This is a genomic window from Sphingopyxis sp. 113P3 (assembly GCF_001278035.1).
Classification (GTDB): Bacteria; Pseudomonadota; Alphaproteobacteria; order Sphingomonadales; family Sphingomonadaceae; genus Sphingopyxis.
The window spans coordinates 584,736-607,522 of record NZ_CP009452.1 but is presented as its reverse complement, the minus strand read 5'-3'; the positions used below and the strand labels follow the sequence as shown (position 1 = coordinate 607,522).

At 64.2% G+C, this 22,787-nt stretch carries 25 protein-coding genes; 14 read left to right on the top strand and 11 right to left on the bottom strand.

From position 1 onward, the window contains the following. Positions 1–10: 10 nt before the first annotated feature. Positions 11–337, bottom strand: coding sequence for a DUF423 domain-containing protein (locus LH20_RS02805; RefSeq protein WP_053552916.1), 327 nt, complete (start codon positions 335–337; stop codon positions 11–13). A gap of 97 nt (positions 338–434) precedes the next feature. Between LH20_RS02805 and rimO the strand changes: the two genes are divergently transcribed. Continuing rightward, a complete protein-coding gene (gene rimO / locus LH20_RS02800; RefSeq protein WP_053552915.1) occupies positions 435–1,805 on the top strand; it encodes a 30S ribosomal protein S12 methylthiotransferase RimO in 1,371 nt (456 codons plus the stop codon). 12 nt (positions 1,806–1,817) lie between these two features. Here rimO and LH20_RS02795 read toward each other — a convergent pair whose 3' ends face one another. Together LH20_RS02795 and LH20_RS02790 are read right to left on the bottom strand one after the other, a co-directional pair. After that, the gene (locus LH20_RS02795) at positions 1,818–2,831 is read right to left on the bottom strand and encodes an inorganic phosphate transporter (protein ID WP_053552914.1); all 1,014 of its coding nucleotides are present in this window, start codon (positions 2,829–2,831) and stop codon (positions 1,818–1,820) included. Positions 2,832–2,846: 15 nt separating this feature from the next. Continuing rightward, a complete protein-coding gene (locus LH20_RS02790; RefSeq protein ID WP_083455255.1) occupies positions 2,847–3,971 on the bottom strand; it encodes a DUF47 family protein in 1,125 nt (374 codons plus the stop codon). Positions 3,972–4,194: 223 nt separating this feature from the next. On the opposite strand from LH20_RS02790, the gene LH20_RS02785 reads away from it, so the two are divergent. Next, positions 4,195–5,754 (top strand): flavin-containing monooxygenase, encoded by a 1,560-nt coding sequence (locus tag LH20_RS02785; RefSeq protein WP_235527189.1) that lies wholly within the window; start codon positions 4,195–4,197, stop codon positions 5,752–5,754. Between the two features lie 63 nt (positions 5,755–5,817). Here the strand turns inward: LH20_RS02785 and LH20_RS02780 are convergent, their stop codons facing one another. The 3 genes from LH20_RS02780 to LH20_RS02770 form a co-directional block, all read right to left on the bottom strand. Then, positions 5,818–6,000, bottom strand: coding sequence for a DUF3008 family protein (locus LH20_RS02780; RefSeq protein WP_053552912.1), 183 nt, complete (start codon positions 5,998–6,000; stop codon positions 5,818–5,820). A 24-nt stretch (positions 6,001–6,024) separates the two neighbouring features. After that, positions 6,025–6,837, bottom strand: a complete 813-nt coding sequence (locus LH20_RS02775) for a glucose 1-dehydrogenase (RefSeq protein ID WP_053556046.1) — start codon at positions 6,835–6,837, stop codon at positions 6,025–6,027. A 134-nt stretch (positions 6,838–6,971) separates the two neighbouring features. Beyond that, positions 6,972–7,805 carry a DUF3298 and DUF4163 domain-containing protein gene (locus LH20_RS02770; protein ID WP_053552911.1) on the bottom strand — a complete coding sequence of 278 codons (834 nt, stop codon included), beginning with the start codon at positions 7,803–7,805 and terminating at the stop codon, positions 6,972–6,974. 54 nt (positions 7,806–7,859) lie between these two features. Here LH20_RS02770 and LH20_RS02765 point away from each other — a divergent pair, with 54 nt between their 5' ends. The 3 genes from LH20_RS02765 to argC all read left to right on the top strand — a co-directional run bounded on the left by LH20_RS02765 (position 7,860) and on the right by argC (position 11,239). Continuing rightward, positions 7,860–9,275 carry a leucyl aminopeptidase family protein gene (locus LH20_RS02765; protein ID WP_053552910.1) on the top strand — a complete coding sequence of 472 codons (1,416 nt, stop codon included), beginning with the start codon at positions 7,860–7,862 and terminating at the stop codon, positions 9,273–9,275. 85 nt (positions 9,276–9,360) lie between these two features. Further along, positions 9,361–10,305 carry a C40 family peptidase gene (locus LH20_RS02760; RefSeq protein WP_235527090.1) on the top strand — a complete coding sequence of 315 codons (945 nt, stop codon included), beginning with the start codon at positions 9,361–9,363 and terminating at the stop codon, positions 10,303–10,305. Positions 10,306–10,312: 7 nt separating this feature from the next. After that, positions 10,313–11,239 (top strand): N-acetyl-gamma-glutamyl-phosphate reductase, encoded by a 927-nt coding sequence (gene argC / locus LH20_RS02755; protein WP_053552909.1) that lies wholly within the window; start codon positions 10,313–10,315, stop codon positions 11,237–11,239. A gap of 18 nt (positions 11,240–11,257) precedes the next feature. On the opposite strand, the gene LH20_RS02750 is transcribed toward argC, so the two are convergent. Further along, complete coding sequence (locus LH20_RS02750) at positions 11,258–11,473, bottom strand: hypothetical protein (RefSeq protein ID WP_053552908.1); 216 nt, start codon at positions 11,471–11,473, stop codon at positions 11,258–11,260. Positions 11,474–11,642: 169 nt separating this feature from the next. Here LH20_RS02750 and LH20_RS02745 point away from each other — a divergent pair, with 169 nt between their 5' ends. Continuing rightward, positions 11,643–12,983, top strand: a complete 1,341-nt coding sequence (locus LH20_RS02745; protein ID WP_053552907.1) for a PQQ-dependent sugar dehydrogenase — start codon at positions 11,643–11,645, stop codon at positions 12,981–12,983. 196 nt (positions 12,984–13,179) lie between these two features. Here LH20_RS02745 and dnaN read toward each other — a convergent pair whose 3' ends face one another. Continuing rightward, positions 13,180–14,295 (bottom strand): DNA polymerase III subunit beta, encoded by a 1,116-nt coding sequence (dnaN, locus tag LH20_RS02740; protein WP_053552906.1) that lies wholly within the window; start codon positions 14,293–14,295, stop codon positions 13,180–13,182. A gap of 172 nt (positions 14,296–14,467) precedes the next feature. On the opposite strand from dnaN, the gene LH20_RS02735 reads away from it, so the two are divergent. Together LH20_RS02735 and LH20_RS22680 are read left to right on the top strand one after the other, a co-directional pair. Next, positions 14,468–14,959 (top strand): hypothetical protein, encoded by a 492-nt coding sequence (locus tag LH20_RS02735; RefSeq protein WP_053556044.1) that lies wholly within the window; start codon positions 14,468–14,470, stop codon positions 14,957–14,959. A gap of 77 nt (positions 14,960–15,036) precedes the next feature. Beyond that, positions 15,037–15,806 (top strand): IS5 family transposase gene (locus tag LH20_RS22680; protein ID WP_144423492.1). Its coding sequence is split into 2 segments (ribosomal slippage): positions 15,037–15,352 and positions 15,352–15,806, totalling 771 coding nucleotides; the frame shifts between segments, so codons are not numbered across the junction. Here the strand turns inward: LH20_RS22680 and LH20_RS02720 are convergent. After that, positions 15,803–16,684 carry a LysR family transcriptional regulator gene (locus LH20_RS02720; protein ID WP_053552903.1) on the bottom strand — a complete coding sequence of 294 codons (882 nt, stop codon included), beginning with the start codon at positions 16,682–16,684 and terminating at the stop codon, positions 15,803–15,805. The two genes, LH20_RS22680 and LH20_RS02720, sit on opposite strands and share 4 nt — an antisense overlap. 151 nt (positions 16,685–16,835) lie before the next feature. Here LH20_RS02720 and LH20_RS02715 point away from each other — a divergent pair, with 151 nt between their 5' ends. Beyond that, positions 16,836–17,165 carry a UrcA family protein gene (locus LH20_RS02715; RefSeq protein ID WP_053552902.1) on the top strand — a complete coding sequence of 110 codons (330 nt, stop codon included), beginning with the start codon at positions 16,836–16,838 and terminating at the stop codon, positions 17,163–17,165. Between the two features lie 14 nt (positions 17,166–17,179). Here the strand turns inward: LH20_RS02715 and LH20_RS02710 are convergent, their stop codons facing one another. Further along, on the bottom strand, positions 17,180–17,572 hold the full coding sequence (locus LH20_RS02710; protein WP_053552901.1) for a winged helix-turn-helix transcriptional regulator: 393 nt from the start codon (positions 17,570–17,572) through the stop codon (positions 17,180–17,182). Positions 17,573–17,689: 117 nt separating this feature from the next. Between LH20_RS02710 and LH20_RS02705 the strand changes: the two genes are divergently transcribed. The 5 genes from LH20_RS02705 to LH20_RS02685 all read left to right on the top strand — a co-directional run bounded on the left by LH20_RS02705 (position 17,690) and on the right by LH20_RS02685 (position 21,966). Beyond that, positions 17,690–18,433: an SDR family oxidoreductase gene (locus LH20_RS02705; protein ID WP_053552900.1), complete on the top strand. Its 744-nt coding sequence runs from the start codon at positions 17,690–17,692 to the stop codon at positions 18,431–18,433. An 85-nt stretch (positions 18,434–18,518) separates the two neighbouring features. Further along, positions 18,519–19,751, top strand: a complete 1,233-nt coding sequence (rlmN, locus tag LH20_RS02700; RefSeq protein ID WP_053556043.1) for a 23S rRNA (adenine(2503)-C(2))-methyltransferase RlmN — start codon at positions 18,519–18,521, stop codon at positions 19,749–19,751. 266 nt (positions 19,752–20,017) lie between these two features. Next, positions 20,018–20,476 carry an outer membrane protein gene (locus tag LH20_RS02695; RefSeq protein WP_053552899.1) on the top strand — a complete coding sequence of 153 codons (459 nt, stop codon included), beginning with the start codon at positions 20,018–20,020 and terminating at the stop codon, positions 20,474–20,476. A 516-nt stretch (positions 20,477–20,992) separates the two neighbouring features. Next, a complete protein-coding gene (locus tag LH20_RS02690; protein ID WP_053552898.1) occupies positions 20,993–21,322 on the top strand; it encodes a YnfA family protein in 330 nt (109 codons plus the stop codon). Beyond that, the gene (locus LH20_RS02685; RefSeq protein WP_053552897.1) at positions 21,319–21,966 is read left to right on the top strand and encodes an MOSC domain-containing protein; all 648 of its coding nucleotides are present in this window, start codon (positions 21,319–21,321) and stop codon (positions 21,964–21,966) included. The genes LH20_RS02690 and LH20_RS02685 overlap by 4 nt, the downstream gene beginning before the upstream one ends. Positions 21,967–22,075: 109 nt before the next feature. Here LH20_RS02685 and LH20_RS02680 read toward each other — a convergent pair whose 3' ends face one another. Further along, positions 22,076–22,786, bottom strand: a complete 711-nt coding sequence (locus LH20_RS02680; protein ID WP_053552896.1) for an arylesterase — start codon at positions 22,784–22,786, stop codon at positions 22,076–22,078. Position 22,787 lies beyond the last annotated feature (1 nt).

The following is a 22,787-nucleotide window of genomic DNA, read 5'->3' as shown; positions in this document are numbered from 1 at the left end:
AATCCCGGCGCTAGTCCTGCCAGAACAGCCAGGCAGCCCAGAGCCATCCGGCAATCAGCAGCGCGCCTCCCACCGGCGTGACGGCCCCCAGCCACCGCGGCCCGCCGAGCGCCATCACATAGAGGGTGGCAGCGAACAGTGCGGAGCCGGCAAGCAGCACGATCGCCGGTCCGCGCGCATTGGCCATGATCGCGAGCACCGCAACCGCGTGAAGCAACTGATAGAGACCGCCGGTGCGCAGCCAGTCGGCCTCCTGTTCGCCCGAGGCACCATGCGCACCAAAGGCCCCCGCCGCCACGGCCAGCGCCGCGGAAATTGCTGCCAACATGCCCAGCATCGTGTCTAACCCTCTCTTTCGTAGATCTCCGCTCCTGCATGCCGCCGCGCGCCGTGCGTGACAAGCGCTGCAAAATCGACTAAGGGCGCGCCCAATCATGACAACCAAGACTCTTCCCGCCCAGCCGAAAGTCGGCATGGTGTCGCTCGGCTGCCCGAAGGCGCTGGTCGACAGCGAACGCATTTTGACCAAGCTGCGCTCCGATGGTTACGGCCTTTCGCCCGACTATGCCGGCGCCGACGTCGTGCTGGTCAATACCTGCGGCTTCCTCGATTCGGCGAAGGAAGAAAGCCTCGAGGCGATCGGCGAGGCGATGGCAGAGAATGGCCGCGTCATCGTTACCGGCTGCATGGGCAATGAGGCCGAGGCGATCCGTGCGCGCTTCCCGAAGGTGCTCGCGGTCACCGGCGCGCATCAATATGAGCAGGTCGTTGATGCAGTTCACGAAGCCGCGCCGCCGACGCAGGGCCCCTTCGTCGATCTGGTGCCCGAGGGCGGACTTAAGCTCACGCCCCGGCATTACAGCTATCTGAAAATCAGCGAGGGCTGCAACCACAGCTGCGCCTTCTGCATCATCCCCGATCTTCGTGGAAAGCTGGTGTCGCGCCGCGTCGATGCGGTGCTGCGCGAGGCTGAAAAGCTTGTGGCGGCCGGAACGCGCGAACTCTTGGTCATCAGCCAGGACACCTCGGCTTATGGCGTCGACTTAAAGCACGAAAGCCGCCAGTGGCACGGCGCCGAGGTTCGCGCCCACATGACCGATCTTGCGCGGCACCTTGGAGAGCTCCGGACGTCGGAAGGCCGTGCCCCTTGGGTTCGCCTCCACTATGTCTACCCCTACCCCCACGTCGAAGCAGTGATCCCGCTGATGGCCGAGGGCCTGCTCACCCCCTACCTCGATATCCCGTTCCAGCACGCGAGCCCCCGGGTGCTGAAGGCAATGAAGCGCCCTGCCAATGAAGCCAAGGTGCTTGAACGGTTGAAAAGCTGGCGCGCCATCGCCCCCGACCTCGCGATCCGCTCGAGCTTCGTCGTGGGCTTCCCCGGAGAGACCGAGGAGGATTTCCAATATCTTCTCGATTGGCTCGACGAAGCGCAGCTCGACCGAGTCGGCGCCTTCCGCTTCGAGCCGGTCGCGGGCGCACAGGCGAACGCCCTGCCCGACCCGGTACCTGAGGCGGTCAAGGAAGAGCGCTATCAGCGCATCATGGAAAAGACCGCCGCGATCAGCGCCGCCAAGCTCCAGGCCAAGATCGGCCGGACCCTGCCCGTGATCATCGACGAGGTAGGCGAGGCTGACGAAGATGGCAGTATCGGCGCCACCGGCCGCAGCCAGGCCGATGCGCCGGAGATCGACGGCCATGTCTACCTTCGCGACGTTGCAGAGACGCTGAAGGCCGGCGATATCGTCGACGTCGAGATCGAGGACGCCGATGAGCATGATCTGTTCGGGGTGATCGCGGCGTAAAGCGCCTGCCCGTCAGAAAAGGCGCGTCAACGAGTAGAAGAGCGCGGCGACGACTGCACTTGCGGGAATGGTGATGAACCAGGCCGCGACGACGTTCCCCGCGACGCCCCAGCGCACCGCGCTTGCGCGCCGCGCGACGCCCGCGCCGATGATGCTGCCGGTGATCGTATGCGTCGTCGAGACGGGAATACCGAGCAAGCTCGCGGTGAATACCATGATCGAGCCACCGGTCGACGCAGCGAAGCCCTGATGGTGCGACAGCTTCGTGATGCGTCCCCCCATCGTCTCGATGATCTTCCATCCGCCCGACAGCGTGCCGAAGGCGATCGCGATGTAGCAGCAAAAGGCGACCCAATGCGGCACATGGAATTCGCCCGTCATATAGCCGGTCGAATAAAGAAGTACCGCGATGATCCCCATCGTTTTCTGCGCATCGTTGAGCCCGTGGCTGAGCGAGTAGGCGGCCGAGGAGAAAAGGTGCAGCGTCCGAAAGCTGCGCTCGGCGAATTTCGCGGTCACGCCCCGCAGCGCCCAACTGCTGGCCAGCATGACCAGCATCGACAGCAGCATCCCCAGCATGGGCGACAGGAAGATCGCAATGACGGTCTTGTTCAGCCCCGCCCACTGGATGCCCTCGAACCCCGCGTGCGCGACGCCCGCGCCGACCACGCCGCCGACCAGCGCGTGGCTCGAAGATGAGGGAATGCCCTTCAGCCAGGTGACTATGTTCCAGAACATCGCGCCGACCAGCGCGCCAAACACGACCGCAGGGGTCACCAGATCCTTGTCGATCAGTCCAGCACCAATGGTCTCGGCGACCTTGTGCAGCGCAGGGAATGCGAGACTGAGGAAATAGGCGGCGAAATTGAAGAAAGCCGCGAACAGCACTGCCTGGACCGGCCGCAGCAGCCGCGTCGCAACGACCGTCGCGATGCTGTTCGCCGCGTCGTGCAGTCCATTGAGGAAGTCGAACGCCAACGCCAGCACGACGAGGCCAGCGAGAAGGGGAAATGCCAGTTCGTGCATGGTAAGCGCCCCGCCTTAGGCGTGATCGATGACCAGGCCGTCGATTTCGTTCGCGACGTCCTCGAACCGGTCCACGACGCGCTCGAGGTGGCTGTAGAGTTCGCGTGCGATCATGAAATGGACCGTATTCGTCTCGCCATGTTCGCGGAACAGGCGCTTCAATCCGGCGGCGTGGATCTCGTCGGCATGACCCTCCATGCGCACCAGTCGTTCGGTAAGTTCGTGGAGGCGCGCGCCGTTCGCCGAAATATTGCGGAGCAGCGGCAGTGCTTCGACGGTCAGCCGCGCAGCGTCGACGATGATCCCCGCAATGTCGCGCATCTCGGGGTAGAATTCGCGCACATCGTAAAGATCGACTGCGCCCGCGGTTTTCTGCATCTCGTCGATCGCGTCGTCCATGGAGGCGATCAGGTCGGTGATCGCGCTGCGGTCGAACGGGGTGAGGAAGGTGCGGCGCACGGTCTGCAGCACCTCGCGCGTGATCGCGTCGGCGTCATGTTCACGCTCGACGATCTCCTGGATATGGTCTGCCATGCCCTCGCCGCCCTGCAGCAACCGTGCGAGCGCCTCCGCCCCCGCCGCGAGCGTCGCTGCATGGCTTTCGAAAAGATCGAAGAAATTGCCCTGCTTGGGAAGCAGGCGCTGAAACCAGGCGAACATTTGGCTAACCCCCGTTTTCTCGGCAATATTTACGACGACGCCGCTGCTGCGGGCTACGGCGCGAAAGCCCGTGTCGCCGAACGAGCGGATCAGCGCCTGCAGATCGGCCTCATCGACCACCTTTGCCGCCTCGTCGAATGCGAACCAGCGCCGCTCGCGCTCATTCTGTTCTTTCCACTCGCCGAGTTCCCGGGTTACGGCAAGCGGAAAGACCTCGACGTCGAGCATGACCGACGCACCGTTGGGGCGCCGCTTGCGATATTGATAGCTGCCGATCGGAGTCGGACAAACGGCGCCGATCACGCCCGCCTCCTCCTCGGCTTCGATTGCGGCCGACGCGTGGCGGGGCAAGCCGTTGAGCGGGTTGCCCTTGGGAATCACCCACCGCCCGGTGCCGCGCGATGTGATCAGCAGAATTTCGGTCGGCCCATCCATTCCGGGACCGCCGAAACGATAGGGAAGGACGGCTATCTGACGCATTCGAAAGCCCTCCCTTTCCTGGCAGCGGCTGGTGATGGCAAGTTGGGGACGCCCCTATGACAATATCGCCTCAGCGGCAATGGCCGCGCTGGATCCGCCCCCGCTTTCCGTAAACGTCAATTCGATTGCAAATTGCAACGCTATGCGTAAGCTGCGTGCCTGAAACCGAGAGCCCGAACACGGGCCCGCGCCATATTCGCTGGAATGGACGGGAGACAAGATGATGGCAAGCACGGCGACGATGCAACGCCCCGCGGGCACAAAGGCTGCTCCGGTTGATCAGGATGTGCTGATCGTCGGCGCAGGCATTTCGGGCATCGGCATGGCGGTGCATCTCCAGATGAACTGTCCCGACCGCAGCTTCGGCCTCGTCGAGCGCCGCGCCAATCTGGGCGGCACCTGGGATCTGTTTCGCTATCCCGGCATCCGTTCGGACAGCGACATGCACACGCTCGGTTTCGTCTTCGAACCCTGGAAACATGAAAAGTCGATCGCCGACGGGCCCGCGATCCTCGAGTATCTGAACCGTATCGTCGATGAACGCCGCATTCGCGAACGCATCCGTTTCAACCGCAAGGTCGTCGGTGCCGACTGGAGCAGCACGGATGCTCGCTGGACGGTGACGATGGAGGATGAGGCCGGGCAGACCTCGACGACGACGGCGCGCTGGCTCTATCTTGGCTCGGGCTATTACGACTATGACGAGCCCTACGACGCCCATTTCCCTGGCCGCGAGGATTTTGAGGGGCAGATCGTCCATCCCCAATTCTGGCCAGAGAATTTCGACTATTCGGGCAAGAAGGTAGTCGTCATCGGGTCGGGTGCGACCGCGGTTACCATTGTCCCGTCGATGACCGAGAACGGCGACGGCAAGGGCGCCGCGCATGTCACGATGCTTCAGCGCACCCCAACCTGGTATTTCATCCGTCCGGCGAAGGACGGGCTTGCAAATTTTCTCAGAAAAATTCTTCCCGAGAAGCTTGCCTACAAGATCACGCGCTTCAAGAATGTGCGGCTGCAGGACCTCGCCTTTCGACGCGCGCGGGAAAAGCCCGAGAAGGTGCGCGAGTTCCTGACCAAGAAGCTGAAGGCCGCCCTTGGCGACCGTTACGACGAAAAGGCGTTCACTCCGCCCTACAACCCTTGGGAACAGCGGCTTTGCCTTGTCCCCGACGCCGATTTCTTCGAGGCAATGAAAGCCGGCAAGGCATCGGTCGTGACCGACCATATCGAGCGCTTCGACAAGACCGGCATCCAACTCAAATCGGGCGGGCACCTTGACGCCGACATCATCATTACCGCGACCGGGCTCAAGCTCGCGGTGGCTGGCAAGATTCCGGTGCGCGTCGACGGCGATCTGGTCGATTGGAGCCAGCATTTCTATTACAAGGCGTGCATGTTCTCGAACGTGCCGAATTTTGCGGTCGTGTTCGGCTATCTCAATGCCTCCTGGACGCTGCGCGCCGACATTGTGGCTGAATATGTCTGCCGCGTTCTCAACCATATGCGCGACACCGGGTCCGAGGTGGCAACGCCGGTGCTCGCTGATCCCTCCAGCCTGACCGAGGAGAATATCTTCGATTTCTCCTCAGGCTATATCCAGCGCTCGCTGCATATCATGCCCAAGAATGCGGACAAGTTGCCGTGGCGGCTCAACCAGAACTATGTCCAGGACCGCATCGATATGCGTACCGGCGCGATCGACGACGGTATCCTTACATTCAGCCGCGCCAGACTCCCGCAGGCGCATCCGGCCCCGACGGAACTGGAAGCGGCGGAGTAAGCGCGCCGCGGCGCCATCGATAGCGTATCGGGGCGCTCACCCCTGGCTGGCAAGGACAATCAATCAGTCGACGTGCTCGGGCTTGCCCTTGCGCGAGCCCTTCGCGAAATCCTCAAGCTGCTTTTCGCTCATGCTGTCGGCCATTTCGCGCGAGGCTCCCTTGAGCTTGGATTTGGGCGTATCGCCGCGCTTGGCGCTCAGCGCCGCGCCCGCGGCTTTTTGCTGGGCTTTGGACTTGGCTGGCATATCTCGTCTCCTGCCTGCCCCCCGCTAGCCATTAACGATCGTCCCGCCGTTGGGATGCAGCACCTGACCCGACATATAGCTGCTGTCGTCGCAGGCCAGGAACAGGAAGGCCGGCGCGACTTCATTGGGCTCGCCCGGCCGTTTCATGGGCGTGCTTTCGCCAAAATGCTCAACCTTGTCGGCCGGAGCGCCGCCCCGCGGGTTGAGCGGCGTCCAGATCGGCCCCGGAGCGACCGCATTGACGCGAATGCCCTTCTCCACGAGGTTTTCGCTCAAGGACCGGGTAAAGGCAGTGATCGCGCCCTTGGTTGCGCTGTAATCGAGCAGCCCCTTTGATCCCTGGTACATGGTAACACTCGTGCAATTGACGATAGCCGCCCCCTTTGAAAGGTGGGGCAGCACCGCCTGCACCAGGTAGAACATGCCGAAGATGTTGGTCGCAAACGTGCGCTGGAGCTGGTCGGGGGCGATATCGCGTATGTCTTCGGCGGGGTGCTGTTCGCCAGCATTATTGACAAGCACGTCGATCCGGCCGAACGCCTTGACCGTCTGGGCGACGATCTTTTCCCCTGCCGCGACCTTTCCGACGTCAGCCTTGATGGTGATGGCGCGGCGCCCTTCATCGCGAACCATTGCAGCCGTGTCGTCAGCATCCGCCTTGTTGTCGAGATAAACGATCGCAACATCCGCCCCCTCGCGCGCGAAGAGCGCGCAGACAGCGCGGCCGATGCCGCTATCGCCGCCCGTGATGATCGCAACTTTCCCTTCAAGGCGTCCCGAGCCGGGGTAGCGCGGCTCCCATTGAGGTGCTCGCGTGAGATCGGCTTCGCGATCCATCGGCGGCTTCGCGATGGATTTGGTCCGGCCGACCTCCTTCGCGAGTTTCGCGGCAGCGCGCTTCTTGCCCTCTTTCTCCTTCCGCGTTTCCCCGATCTTCCCCGCCTTGGATTGCTTGACCATTTCGTCTCTCCTCAGCTTGTGGGCCGGAAACTGCGCGCATATTCTACCTTCACCGCGTTCACGATCGCCTCGGACATCGGCAAGTTGATCTTGTAGCTCCCTTCCGCATAGGGGCCGATCTCATAAGGCGCGATCGCGATGGTGAGGCGGTCGAGATATTTGCCGTCCGATGAGCCCAGCCAGACCGTCTGTGCCGACGCCGAGGGGCATTTGCCGAACGGACTGTCGGGATCGCGCGACCAGCTTATGCCCCGCGCCGCCTTCGCGCGCTCGACCGCGGCGCACAGATCGTCGTTCGCCGCCTTGTCGAACGCTTCGCCGCTCTTGAACAGGTCGAGCGGCTTTAGCCGCGTGGCATGGCTGCGGTCCCACAGCAGCGAATCAAAGCTCTGCATGCCGTGCGCCCCGCCCATATATGTCGCAATCTCGCTCGAAAGGCTGAGGAAACGAGGCGTGTCGGTGATCGGCCTCCAGCTTTGAAGGTGGCTGTGCGCACGGTAGGAAAAGCCCTCCTTGTCCGCGACTGCCTTGTCGCGCGCTGCCGCCTTGACAAGCGCGCGGCGCTGCGCGGCGCGGCCGGCATCGAGAAAGGCCGCCAGGTCCGGGATGCGCGCCGCCTCGACCGGGTAGCTATAGGCGAACGCGATCAGCTCGTTCGACTCCTTGACGCTGGATGCACTCGCTTCCTTCGCAGCGACATCTGCAGCAGTGCTCGGAGGCGCGCCCGGAACCTCGGCGGCCGCTGCTACCTCGGCGGGGGTCGGGGCCTTCTGGGAACAGGCGGACGTAAGCAGCGCGCTCGAAAGGAGGAGCAGCCTCGTTCGATGCCGTCGGATCGTCGTCATGAGGGCTTAACGCCGGGAATCGACAAAGTTTCCCCGGAAGCCTAGCACCATTGCATGATCGACTATTCCGACCTGATCCAGCCCGACAAGGGGCAGGACGCCCACGCCATCCACCTCGTCGACAAGCAAAGCTATGATGAGTGGCTGAAGGGCCGCAGCGCGCGCGAGCGCGCCCATCTTGCTGCTACGCTGTACAAACCCGATGCCTTCGCCCACGCAATCCTGCCTGGTGATGCGGCCGAGAGCTGGTCGGTCGTCACCGCGGTGGCCGATGCGGAAAATCTGTCAGCCTGGTGTCTTTCAAAACTTGCGCAGTCACTCCCCGAGGGCCGCTATCGCCTCGACGGGCGCCAGCCGGGCAAGGCGCTGTTCGGCTGGATGAGCGCGCAATATCGTTTCGACGCCTATCGCACCAAGACCGAGGCGCGGGGCTCCCGCGTCCTGCTGACCGCCGACGTAGGCGCGATCGCGCCCATGGTCGCCGAAATGCGCGGCGTCGCGCTGGTCCGCGACTTGGTAAACACACCGGCGGCAGATATGGGGCCTGCCAAGATCGAGGCCGAGGCCGAACGCATCGCCAAGGCGCATGGCGGGACGCTCACCGTTACCAAAGGCGAGGCGCTCGAACAGGGCTACCCGATGATCCACGCGGTCGGCCGCGCCGCCGCCAAACACCACGCCCCGCGGCTGATCGAGGTCGTCTGGGGCAAGGAGGACCATCCACGCGTCGCCCTGGTCGGAAAGGGCATCAGCTTCGACAGCGGCGGGCTCGACATCAAACCCGCCGCGGGAATGCGGTTGATGAAAAAGGATATGGGAGGCGCAGCGCATGTGCTCGCACTCGCCGAGCTCGTGATGGCGGCGGGTCTTCCGATCCGCCTCCATTGCCTCGTCGCGACGGCAGAGAATGCCATTTCCGCCGATGCTTTCCGGCCTGGCGACGTGCTCAAGAGCCGTAAAGGCCTTACGATCGAGATCGGCAACACCGACGCTGAGGGTCGGCTCGTGCTCGGCGATGCACTGGCGCGGGCAGGTGAGGAGACCCCCGAATTGATCATCGACTTCGCGACCTTGACCGGCGCGGCGCGGGTCGCGCTCGGCCCCGACCTGCCCGCGCTCTATGCGAACGACGATGCGCTCGCAGGCGAGCTGATGGCATGCGGCGTCGACCGCGACGATCCTGTGTGGCGTATGCCATTGTGGGACGGCTATGCCGACCTGCTCGAAACCGACATCGCTGACCTTGGCAATGCGGGAAGCTCCGCCTTTGCCGGGTCGATCACCGCTGCGCTGTTTCTGAAGAGATTCATTCCCGAGGGCACAAGCTGGGCGCATTTTGACACCTTCGCCTGGCGCCCTTCGCCCAAACCGGGCCGCCCTAAGGGCGGTGCCGCGCTCGGCCTGCGCGCCGCCTGGGCCATGCTTCAGGGACGCTACGACCGCCGCGGGCGCAATCGCGCGGCCGATTGAACTTTCTTGATCAAGTCCGCTGGGCTGGTCTAATGGCGCGCGATTGGCCGCCTCTGAGGCGGAGATGCTATTAACAGGACGGCATGTGACAGCAGAAACGGGCCTTCATTCCGCGATCGACGGCGTGCGCATGGGACGCCCGGGCGTCGCTGGCGCAGGGCGCGATCGCTTTGGCCTGACTGGTGCGTCGCACAGTTTTGATCCGCGCGTCGTCGCGATCCGCCCTGACCTCGCTGACATCGCGGTTGCGGGGGTTCATTTCGCTCCCCACTATGCCGCGCCGATGATGCGCAGCTGCGCGCTGCCCGCCGCCGCGATGCGCGCGGCGCCGTCGCTTGACGCCGACCAGTCGAGCGAACTTTTGTACGGCGAGGGCTTCGCGCTGCTCGACCTGACGGGCGGCTGGGCTTGGGGCTACAGCCTCGCTGATCATTATGTAGGCTATCTCGCCGCCGATGCGCTCGGGGCGCCGATCGCGCCGACGCACCGCGTGAACATGGCCGAGGCTATGCTGCATTCGGCGCCCGACGCGGCCAGCGGAGGTCCCGCCGTGCTGCCCTTTGGGGCGATGGTGATGGGCGCGGTCGAGGGCGAATGGCTCAAGACGCCGCACGGCTACCTGCCGCTCGCAGCCTTGGTCGAGGCCGGATCAGCGGATGCAGATCCCGCAGCGATCGCCGAGGCAATGACCGGCGCGCCTTATCTGTGGGGCGGGCGCACTGCCCACGGCATCGACTGTTCGGGTCTCGTCCAGCTCGCCTGGAGCGCCGCTGGCATACAGTTGCCGCGCGACAGCGACCTGCAGCTTGCCTCCCTTGGTCCTGACAAGGATGTCGCGCCCGCCGACCTGGCGCGCGGCGATCTCGTCTTCTTCCCCGGCCATGTCGGGATCATGGCCGACCACGAGAGGATCATCCATGCGAGCCAACGATGGATGGAGGTCAGAACCGAGCCACTCGCCGACGTGATCGCGCATTCGGCGGAGAAAGGACATCAGCCGCCGGTGAGCGGCATGAAAAGATTGCGATAAGCTCATCATGACACAGACGGTTTTCATCGACGGCGCGGCGGGCACGACGGGTCTCGAAATCGCCGAGCGGCTTGGCGGGCGGTCCGAATTTTCGCTGGTCACCCTCGACGACGCGCACCGCAAGAATGCCACTGCACGCGCCGACGCGCTCAACGCCGCCGATTTCGTCATTCTTTGCCTTCCTGATGACGCTGCGCGCGAGGCGGTAGCGATGATCGCTAACAAGAGCACCCGCGTTATCGATGCCTCGACCGCGCATCGGGTGGCGCCGGGCTGGGTCTACGGATTTCCCGAAGTCAGCGGCCACGACGCCGTCGCCGGGGCGAAGCGCGTGTCGAACCCGGGATGCTACTCGACCGGCTTCATAGCGCTGGTCGCACCGCTGGTACGCGAAGGGCTCCTGCCCGCCGACTGGCCATACATCTGCCACGCGGTCAGCGGCTATTCGGGCGGCGGCAAAGCGCTGATCGAGCGGTTCGAAGTCGACCGCGACATTGCGTGGCGCAGCTATGCTCTGGCACTCGGTCACAAGCATGTACCCGAAATGCAAGCGCGCTGCGGGCTGTCGGTCGCGCCGCTCTTCTCGCCCGCCGTCATCCCGGCTCATCGCGGTATGGTTGTCGAAGTGCCGGTACCGCTCGCTGCGATGCGGGGCGCGGCGACACCGGAACGGCTTCGCGACGCGCTTGCCGCTTTCTATGCCCACAGTCCGGTTGTCGGCATGGGAGAAGCGCCCGAAGACGGCGAATTGCTGCTGCGCGCCTCCAACGCGGGTAGCGACCGGCTCGACCTGTTCGTTTTTGCCAGTCCGGATGGCAGCCAGGCACGCCTCGTCGCGCGGCTCGACAATCTGGGCAAGGGCGCGAGCGGAGCGTGCGTGCAGAACCTCAATATCATGGCGGGCCTATCCGAAACGGCAGGCCTCAGGCTCTAGGCCCTTTCGAGAAGGCGGCTATTGCACTGTGTCGAGCGCACTCTCAACCGACAGATAGGTGATCAACCGCTCGATCTGACGCCAGCGCGCGAAGTGGAGATGGTTGCCGAGCGCACGATATTGCTCGGCCCGCGCTGCAGCAGCAAATCCCGCTTCCTCCCCGTGCAGGTCGATCAGCGCGCAGGCGTCATCGACCGCAGCGCGATCGGCGAGAAAAGGTACTGAAAGCTGCATGGTATCCCCGGTTCCTGCGTGAAGACCCTAGCATAGCGCGCCGCTCTCACCGCGCCGTTCCCAACCGTGATGAACGGGAAGGTAAGGTTAATTCAGGACAGCTGCGCATTAACGTGGCTCCCCCGTTTCGCCCCTTTGCCGCTGCGAGCGCTCGGTGTAGACAGGCAATATGCGCAAAATCCTCAAATATGCCGCCCTCGCTCTCGTCGTGCTTCTGGTCGCGGGCGGGATCACCCTTTACGTGATGTCGCGCCCCGACGTGGCGCGCTTCTCGACCGCCGAGCTCAGCGGCCGGGTGCCGGTGATGGCGGCGCAGCGGCCCGAGACCTTCCCGACGATGAACGTACCCGAAGCGACGCACTGGCCCGCCGGGCAGGCGCCGGTTGCAGCTGACGGACTCGCGGTCCAACGGTTCGCCGAAGGCCTCGACCATCCGCGCTCGATCTTCGTGCTCCCGAATGGCGACGTGCTCGTTGCCGAGGCGCAGAGCCCGCCGCGCGACACTTCGGGCATCGAGGGCAAGGTGATGAGCAGCCTGATGAGCAAGGCCGGAGCGGGCGGCAAGTCGGCGAACCGCATCACCCTCCTCCGCGACGCCGACGGCGACGGCAAGGCGGAGGTGAAGAGCGCCTATATCACCGGCCTCAACTCGCCCTATGGCATGGCGCTCGTCGGCGACACTCTCTACGTCGCAAATACCGATGCCATCCTCGCCTTCCCCTATGTCGAAGGCGACGTCAGGATGAGCGGCAAGCCGAAAAAGATCGTCGACCTGCCCGCGAAGGGCACGAACCGCCACTGGACCAAGAGCCTTGTCGCGGCACCCAACGGCTGGCTTTATGTCGGCGTCGGTGCCGACAGCAATATCGGCGAAAAGGGCATCAACAACGAGTTTCGCCGCGCCGCCGTGCTCGAGGTGCGACCAGAGAACGGTTATGTCCGCACCTTCGCCGCGGGCCTGCGCAACCCCGTCGGCCTCGCCTGGTATCCCGGGAGCGACCAGCTCTGGACGGTGGTGAATGAACGCGACATGCTCGGGTCGGACCTTGTCCCCGACTATCTGACCAACGTCGACGAAGGCGATTTCTTCGGTTGGCCATGGTATTATTGGGGCGGCTTCGTCGACCCGCGCGTCGAGCCTGACGCCGAGGATCGCCGGCAATATGTGAAGCGCCCCGACTATGCTCTCGGCGCTCACGTCGCGCCGCTCGGTTTCACCTTTACGCACGGGCTCGATCTTGGCGAGCGCTGGGCGGACGGAGCGCTGATCGCGCTGCACGGATCGTGGAACCGCGAGCCGGTCTCGGGCTACAGCGTGATATTCGTGAAGTTTGGCGCGCGGGGCAAACCGGTCGATGCGCTGCCGATCCCACTTCTCGACGGCTTCCTAGCCAATGACGGCAAGACCACCCGCGGCCGCCCCGCGGACGTCAAGATCGCAAAGGACGGCAGCGCGCTGGTCGCCGACGATACCGGCGGGGTGATCTGGCGGGTGGCAAAGGCCGGGTGAGGCGGGGCCGGCTCAGCCGGCGTCCCTGCTTCAATATCCCGCTTGCGAGGCGGCAAATCTGATAGTGTTGAGGCCGCAAGTTCGGCCTTATCCTGCGCCGTCACGCCGGGGCTTGCGCGATCAGCCGGCGCCGTACCCATCGATCCAAGGAACGCCGCGCCCACGGTCGGCGGAGGCGAAAACCGACGCAGCCCCGTCAAACCCGCATCGGCATCAGCACGTAGAGCGCCGGGCTTTTCTCGCTCTCGCGGATCAGCGTCGGCGCGTTGGCATCGGCGAGATGCAGCTCGACACTGTCACCGTCGACCTGACCCAGAATGTCGGACAGGTAGCGGGCGTTGAAGCCGATCTCCATCGCATCGCTGTCATAGCCCGCTGCCAGTTCCTCGGCCGCTGTGCCGTTCTCGGGGCTGGTGACGCTGAGCGTGATGCGATCCTTGTCGAGCCCGACCTTTACCGCGCGCGTCTTCTCACTCGCGATCGTCGAGACACGATCGACGCCCTGGAAGAGACTCTTGGGATCCACCTTCAGCAGCTTGTCGTTCGCGGTCGGGATCACGCGGCTATAATCAGGAAAGGTGCCATCGATCAGCTTGGAGGTCAGCACCGCGTTGCCGAGCTGGAAGCGGATCTTCGACGCCGACAGGCTGATCTCGACATTGCCCTCGGCCTCATCGAGCAGCTTGCGGATTTCGCCCACACATTTGCGCGGCACAATCACGTCGGGCATGCCTGTCGCCCCTTCGGGACGCGTAACCGTATAGCGCGCAAGGCGATGGCCATCGGTCGCGGCCGCCTTCAGCACCGGCCCCGTTGCATCCTCCGCGACGTGCAGGAAAATCCCGTTCAGATAGTAGCGCGTTTCCTCGGTCGAGATGGCGAAGCGCGTTTTGTCGATAATCTGGATAAGCTCCGCCACCGGCAGCTCGAAACTCGTCGGCAGGTCGCCCTCGGCGATCACGGGAAAATCGTCGCGCGGGAGCGTCGGCAGGTTGAAATTCGAACGGCCTGCCTTGACCTGCATCTTGCCCTCGGCCGCCGACAGGCTGACCTCGGCGCCCTCGGGGAGCTTGCGGGCAATCTCGAACAGCGTGTGCGCCGACACAGTGGTAGTACCCGGCGTCTCGACCTTCGCTGCGACAGTCTCCACGACCTGCAGATCAAGGTCGGTCGCCATCAGCTTCAGCTGGCCCGAGGCATCGGCCTCGATCAGCACGTTCGACAGAATGGGAATGGTATTGCGCCGTTCCACCACCGACTGGACGTGGCCGAGGCTTTTCAGGAGCACTGCGCGTTCGATCGTCGCTTTCATTCTAATTCGTCATCCCTGCCTGTTCGGGAGAAGTCCCTGGAGGGGCGGCGGCTCGCGGGCGATTCGGCGTCGCGATTCCCTGCCCCTGAAAATGCCAACCTTCCTTAACGCACGCATCGCGCCGCGCAAGCCATGCTTGCAAAGCATTCCCAATCGCGCAAACGAGGGCGCGATGCGCCGCGCCCTTCCTCTTCTTCCGATGCTGCTCCTTCCCGTCGCTGCGGTCGCCGCACCCGCAGCTCTTGGCGTCTTTGACGGCTGGGGCGCCTTCCGCGACCTGGCCACTCCGCGCTGCTATGCCATCGCCGCGCCCGCAGCGACGATTGGCGCGCCCGAAGTCAAAGCCTATGCGAGCGTCGGCTATTGGCCCAAATCGGGCATACGGGGCCAATTCTACGTGCGCCTGTCGAAGGCGCGCCGCGACGGCGCCGAACTGAGGCTGACGATCGGCAGCCGCCGCTTCATCCTCGCGGGCAATGGCGTGCACGGCTGGGCGAGCGACGCGCGGATGGACGCGGGGATTGTCGCAGCGATGCGCTCAGCGCCGAGCATGAGCATTGAAAGCGTCTCGGCGCGCGGAGGAGCCATCGCGGACACCTACCGCCTGCGCGGCGCCGCAACTGCGATCGATGCTGCGGCGCTCGGCTGCGCGCGCGTGGGTTAATCTAGGCGGTAAACTCATAAACTGAGTTGCGCGAGGCGGCAGTGATTGATTCAAGGCTCGGGAAAGGAGTCTTGGAGATGCGTCGCCGTTTTGAGCTGACAGATTTCGAATGGTCTGTGATCGAGCCGCTGCTTCCGAACAAGCCGCGGGGCGTGCCACGTGTGGATGATCGCCGGGTGATCAACGGGATATTGTGGCGGTTCCGCACAGGCAGCCCCTGGGCGGATATTCCGGAACGCTATGGTCCACACACCACCTGCTACAATCGCTTCGTGCGCTGGCGCAAAGCCGGTGTGTGGGATCGGCTGCTGACGGCAGTTTCCCATGCCTTCGACGGCGAGTTGGTGATGATCGACAGTTCCTCCATCCGGGTCCACCAGCACGGTGCGACCTTAAAAAGGGGGACCCAAATCGCTGCATGGGACGTTCCCGCGGCGGTTTGACGACCAAGATCCACGCACTGGTTGATGGACGAGGCCTGCCGATCCAGCTGCACTTGTCCGAAGGACAGGCGAGCGATTGCAAACAAGCTGATCCGCTGCTCGGCGCCGTGCCGGAAGGCAGCACCTTCCTCGCCGACAAGGCCTATGACAGCGACGCCATCCGCGCGCGGATCACAGCACAAGGCGGCTTCGCCAACATTCCCGCCAAGCGCAATCGCAGGCAGGGCTTTGTGTTCAGCACCTTCCTCTACCGATATCGCAACCTGATCGAACGCTTCTTCGGAAAACTCAAACACGCCAGAGGCTTGGCCACCCGATACGACAAGCGAGCCGACAACTTCCTCGCCGCCATCAAGCTCTTCTCAGCACGCCTCTGGATCAACGCTTATGAGTCCACGGCCTAGCTCCGTGCCAGTCTCGTCAGCGCGCTCGCCAGAAAATCGAGCACCGTGCGCACGCGCGGCACATGGCGCAGCCGCTCGTGGGTGAGCAACCACAAGCCCGTCGTATCTTCCGCCTTCGGCGGCAGACAGCGGATGAGGTCCGGTTCGCGATCGGCGAGGAAGGCGGGCAGGATGGTGAGCCCCATGCCGGCGCGCACCCCTGCGAGCAGGCCCGAGGCCGAATCATATTGCATGACCACCGATTCCTCGAGCCGATATTGCCGCAGCCACGCCTGATAGGGCTCCCATACCGAGCCTCCACCGCCGATGAAGGGATGCGTTACCAGTTCATCGCGGCTCCGCGGGATTCCGTGAAGGTCGGCATAATCGCGGCTGCAATAGACCGTCCAGCTGTTGTCGGCGATCCGTCGCCCCACAAGACCCGCACCCGCTGGCTGCTTGCTGCTGCGGATCGCGATGTCCGCCGCGCCAGCGCCGAGATCGCGTGGCTCATCCGCGGTATCAAGGTGGATATGGATTTCGGGGTGCGCTGCGCGCAGATCGCGCAGGATCGGCGGAAGGATGGTGATTGCGAAGATTTCCATCACCGTGACGCTGACCGTCCCGCCAGCGTCGCGCGAGCGGGCCCCTGCAGCTTCGCTGAAGCGAGCCGCCGCATCGCGGACCGCCGATGCGCTCGGCATCATCGCCTCACCCACCGGAGTCAGTGCGTAACCCGCCTGTCGGCGCTCGAAGAGATTGAGCCCCGTCGCCGCCTCGAGCGCTGCGATGCGACGCGCAACCGTCGTCTGGCTGACGCGCAGCGCCTGGGCTGCGGCAAGCGTACTGCCCGTTTCCGCGACCGCGAGAAAGGATTTAAGATCGTCCCAATCGAACATGGCGTCTTTTGCCCAATAGCCACCGCGATGGCATTCTGCAATTTTGCAGAATACTCGCGCAACATCGTTGCTCCTCTGTCTCTGCCTGGCCCTCTACCTTGGGTTCACCGGCTTCCTCCCCTCCCTCACAGCCGGACGATGGAGACAAAAGATGTCCAAGCTTCTGATCCTCGCCGCTCTCGCCGCCGTCTCGTTCGCGCAGCCCGCGACAGCGCAGGCGGTCACCCAACCTCGAACCGCGGTCGTCACCCACAGCGATCTCGACCTTGCGACCGAAAAGGGCGCCAAGGCTCTCGACCGCCGCATCTGGCGCGCCGTCGTCAGCGTGTGCGGGACGGCCTCCGATTATGACCTTGAGGGCAGGAACGAAGTGCGTGAATGCCGCCGCGAAACCCGCGCAATCGCCTTAAACGAGGCCAAACGGGTGGTGGCAGACGCGGCGCGAGCCCGGCCGCTTCAGGTGACGACCCGCCGCAAGTAAAAGGGGTGGGCGCGTCAGTCGCGCCCGTCGAACGCGGCCCGCGCGGCCTCGACCTCGCCCAGGTGCGCCTCGGCCCAGTGCCAGACGCCGCAAAAAGCCTCGCCCAGACTACGACCGAGGTCGGTCAGCCGATATTCGACCTTCGGCGGAATCACAGGGTGGACGGTGCGGTGAACCAGGCCGTCGCGCTCCATCGCACGCAGTGTCTGTGTCAGCATCTTCTGGCTAATGCCGGGGACGAGCTTCGCGAGGCGGGTAAAGCGGCAGGTCCCATGCTCTTCCAGCTCCTCGAGCACGAGAAGCGTCCACTTGTCCGCGACTCGCCCGATCAGCTCGTTGACGAGCGTCTCGACGCGCGGATCGACCGGCGCGTCAGGGCCGGGGGACCTTTTTTCAGGCTGTAGCATGTTGAAAAACCCATTTCTCTCTCATGAGTAACTATAGCACTTTCGGGTGCCTACTTTCCTTTGGAGAGTATAGGCATAAATAGGCGTCCTCACCACCTGAGTTGAGGAGTTCGCGCGATGAAGACCACCGGCAACACTATCCTACTGACTGGCGGCGGCTCGGGCATAGGCCTCGCGCTGGCGCAGCGCTGGCATGACGCCGGCAATCATGTGATTGTCACTGGCCGCAACCCTGCGAAGCTAAAGGCCGCCGCTGCCGGCCGGGCAAACCTCCATGCGGTGCCACTCGACGTCGCCGACCCCGACGCCATCGCCGACTTCGCGAAGGAGGTGACCGACCGCTTCCCGGCCATCAATGTCCTCGTCAACAACGCGGGCGTGATGATGTACGAGACGATCGACGCCAGGCGCGAGCTCGCCGACGCGGAAGCGACGGTGATCACCAACCTGCTTGGTCCGATCCGGCTGATTGACGCACTGATCGATCATCTGGTCACCGCGCCCGACAGCGCGATCGTCAACATTACCTCGGGCCTCGCCTTCGTTCCGCTGCCCAAGGCACCGACCTATTCGGCGACGAAGGCGGCGCTGCATAGTTACACGCAGGCATTGCGCGTCCAGCTCGAAGGCAAGGTCGAGGTGATCGAGCTCGCGCCGCCCGCGGTGCGTACCGAACTCACTCCGGGCCAATCGACGCGCGAGAATTATATGCCGCTCGGCGACTTCGCCGACGAGGTGATGTCGCTTTTCGCGCTCGAGCCGACCCCATCGGAGATCCTCGTGCGCAACGTTCTGCCGCTGCGGAATGCCGAGGCCGAGGGCGCCGTCGCCGAGCGGCTGGCATTACTCAAGGCGCTCTGACCCCCACCTCCTGCCCGCGGTGTGGCTGCGGGGAGGAGCTCGCGGATTGCGCAAACTGCCCTTCCGCCCTATATGCGCGCGCATCATGCAGATCCCAGGCCATATCGACCCGGTTACCACGGGCACCGTTCCGCTGCGCGGCGGCAATCGCGTCGATCTCGTCGGCCTGACACGCGAAGGGATTCGCGCCGCGCTCGAGGACGCCGGGCTCGACGCCAAGGCTGCAAAGCTGCGCAGCAAGCAGATCTGGCACTGGATCTATCATCGGGGCGTCACCGAATTCGGCGCGATGACCGATATTGCAAAGTCGATGCGCCCTTGGCTGACCGAGCGCTTCATCATCGGCCGGCCCACGGTCGTGACCGCGCAGGTATCAAACGACGGCACGCGCAAATGGCTGCTCGCCGCTGCCGACGGCCAGGAATATGAGATGGTGTTCATCCCGGACGCCGATCGCGGAACGCTCTGCGTGTCGAGCCAGGTGGGCTGCACCCTGAACTGCCGTTTCTGCCACACCGGCACCATGCGCCTCGTGCGCAACCTGACCGCCGGCGAGATCGTGGGGCAGGTGCTTCTCGCGCGCGATGCGCTCGGCGAATGGCCAAAGGGGACGATGGCGGGGGGCGCCGACGACGAGGATGATGACGCGGGGCACTACACCGCCGACGGCCGGATGCTCACCAACATCGTCATGATGGGCATGGGCGAGCCTCTCTACAATTTCGACGAGGTCAAGGGCGCGCTGAAGATCGTCATGGACGGCGATGGCCTCGCGCTGTCGAAGCGGCGCATCACCCTTTCGACCAGCGGCGTTGTCCCGATGATGGCGCGCGCCGGCGAAGAGATCGGCGTCAATCTCGCCGTCTCGCTCCACGCGGTGACCAAGGAAATCCGTGACGAGATCGTGCCTCTCAACCGCAAATATGGCATCGAGGAACTTCTCGCGGCCTGTGCCGCCTATCCGGGCGCGAACAACGCGCGCCGCATCACATTTGAATATGTGATGCTGAAGGACAAGAATGACGGCGACGAGGATGCCCGCGAGCTTGTGCGCCTCATCAAGCAGTACAGGCTGCCCGCCAAGGTCAATCTCATTCCCTTCAACCCGTGGCCCGGTGCACCCTATGAATGCTCCTCGCCCGAACGGGTGCGCGCGTTCAGTAACCTGATTTTCGAGGCCGGCATCTCTGCCCCCATCCGCACGCCGCGCGGGCGAGACATCATGGCAGCCTGCGGGCAGCTGAAAAGCGCGGCGACCAAGCCGACGCGCGCCGAACTCGACCGCATCGCCGAGGAAAAGCAGGCCGCGCTGGGATAAGGCATTCGCGCGCCGTTCCTTTCGGCGAGCCCCGCAGCTGCGGGATAAATCCTTGAAATCCGGATCAAACCGGCACGTTTCCAAGGGTCCGCGTGCGGACTCTGACCAGCGGCGCCTTTCTGTACCGTGTTGTAAAAATAACACAGGTAAGAAAATTGTCTAATTCTGAACGGACCGTTCATTGACGCGACAGGTCCGAACGCCATCTAGGGGCGCGGGCCCCGACCCAAAGGGCGCGGTCCCTCTCAGAGAAAAAGGAAGAGAAAATGAAGAAGTTCGCAGTTGCAGCCGCTCTCCTCTCGGCCGTTGTTGCCGTCCCCGCCATGGCCGCCGAAGGCGGCGAAGCCCGCGTCGAAGTGCGCGGCGGCTACGTCACCGGCAGTGGTCTCGACGACGCCACCCTGGGCGCTGCGGCCGGCTATGACTTCGACCTCGGCTCGACGACTTTCGTCGGCGCCGAAGTGGCCGGCGACAAGGTGCTGATCGACGGTGCCGACGTTCAGTTCTCGGCCGGCGGCCGCGTCGGCGCGAAGATCGGCGAGAAGGGCAAGCTCTACGCCGCGGGCGGTTACACGTTCAGCGACATCGACGATCCTTATGCGGGCGTCGGCTACGAGCACAAGCTTGGCACGAACCTCTACGGCAAGGTCGAATATCGTCACCAGTTCATTGGCAACTTCAGCGATTTCGACACCTTCGCCGTTGGCGTCGGCTTTGCCTTCTGATCCGTTCCGACAGGATTAAGCGAGAGGGGCGGTCCTGCGGGGCCGCCCCTTTTCCTTGTATCGGGCACGCCGCGGACCCTTGCATCTCTCGGCAATGCAAGCCGATCGATTGAAGACCGTCGCGGCCCGTGCGATTTTCAGCCCAGCCCCCTGTCATCGAAGCGGCGGGCGGACACTATGACCTCGCTCTCCTCAAAAGAGCTGCTGCAAAAGGTGCCGCGATTTGGCCCGCGGGGATACGGACGAAACCGCTTCTTTCGTGAGCTCGAGGCGCTTTGCGGCCGTGAGGCAGAAGCAGCGCTGCAATCCTCCTTTGGACCGCACGTCATCGACCCGGTACGGGTCACGAATATGCTCCCATCAGACGGGGACGCAATGCCGTGCTTGATCGCGGCCGCGTCGGTTCCGGGCTGGGACTTGGCGTTTAGTGGAAACGAGGCATCTCCCGATCGAGACGATCCCGCCGCCCTTCCCATACCCCCTTCCCTTTCGGGCATCGCCGGGCCACGGTGAGGCATGACCGCTTTCGCTTATATCGGGGCCGCACTCGCCGAGATTGCCGGATGCTTTGCCTTCTGGGCGTGGCTGCGGATGGGCAAGTCTGCCGTCTGGCTCCTGCCCGGCATGGCCTCGCTGGCGCTCTTTGCCTGGCTTCTGACACTCGTCGATGCCAATCATGCGGGGCGCGCCTATGCCGCCTACGGCGGCGTATATATCGTGGCGGCACTTCTGTGGTTGTGGGCAGTCGAAGGTGCTCGGCCTGATCGCTGGGACCTTCTTGGCGGGCTTTTCTGCCTCGGCGGAGCCGCGATCATCCTCTTCGGCCCGCGCGGCAGTCCTGCATGAGTATCACCATCGACACGGTCCTGACCGGAAAAGCACGGCGCTTCGGCGACAAGGGCGAAGCGAGCGCAATTGCCAAAATCCCCGTTACGGGGCCGAGGCGCGTCGGTTTCCTCGGCATCGAGGGCGATGAGCAGGCTGACCTTTCGGTCCACGGCGGCCCGGACAAGGCAATCCATCACTATCCGCGCGATCATTATCCCTTCTGGCGCGAAAAGCTCGCCGACCATGCACTTCTCGCCGCGCCGGGCGCGTTTGGGGAGAATATCTCGACGAGCGGCCTCACCGAAGAAATTGTCTGCATCGGTGACCGGTTCCGACTCGGCAGCGCGCTGGTCGAGATCAGCCAGGGACGCCAGCCCTGCTGGAAGCTCGGGCACCGTTTCGGCGTCGCCAGTGTTCCCGCGACGGTGGTGAGCAGTGGGCGCAGCGGCTGGTATTACCGCGTGATCGAAGAAGGCACGGTCGCCGAGGGCGATGCGCTCGAGCGTGTCGAGAGCTCACTGCCCGACTGGACCGTCGCGCGCGTGTTTGCCCTGCTGATCGGAGGCGCTGGAAAACGCGAGCCCGACGCCCTGCGCAGGCTCGCCGAGACGGAGGCGCTCGCGGCCAGCTGGCGGGCGCGAGCGGAGAAACTTCTCGCCTAGATCGATCGCTTGCAAGCCGAAGGCCGCGAGACAAATTCTCGGTGGCTGCCGCGCCGGAAATTGGCGGCAGATCACTTCGTCGCCGGCGGCACGTCCGAAGCGTTGCGGACTATTGGGGCTCCGGCAGCGCCGCTTCGACCAGCGGTGCGAGCCCCTGCACGATCGCCTTCACCCCCTTGGCATTGGGATGAACATGGTCGTCGAGCATCAGCGACGGGTCGGTGACCACATCGTCGAGGATGAAGGGATAGAGGCTCGCCCCATATTTCGTCGCGAGCTCGGGGAAGATCGGGTTGAACGCCTTGGCGTAGTCGGCCCCTAGGTTGGGCGCCGCAACCATTCCGGTCAACAGCACCGGAATGCCGCGCCGTTTAAGCTCGGCGAGCATGGCGTCGAGATTGGCGCGCGTCTGGTCGGGACCGATACCGCGCAGCATGTCGTTGCCGCCGAGCCCCAGCACCACGAGCGCAGGTTTGGATTTCGCATTGTCGAGGACGAAGGAGAGGCGCTGTCGTCCTGCCGCGGTGGTGTCGCCCGAAACGCCGGCGTTCTGGACACGCACGCGAATTCCGTCGGCGAGAAGCTGCGCCTGAAGCTGCGGCGCAAGGCCTTCCCTGGGCCCTAGCCGGTAGCCGGCATAGAGACTGTCGCCAAAGGCTATGACAAGCGGCGCGTCGGAGGGGAGCGCTGCGGGTGCGTCGGCTTTCGCCTCTTCGCGCGGCGCCGGCGGCGCATCGGCGCTGCCGCACGCGGCGAGTGGTTGGCAAAGCGCGATTGCGCAACCATATATCCCGACAGAACGCCATCCGGCCGTTTTCATT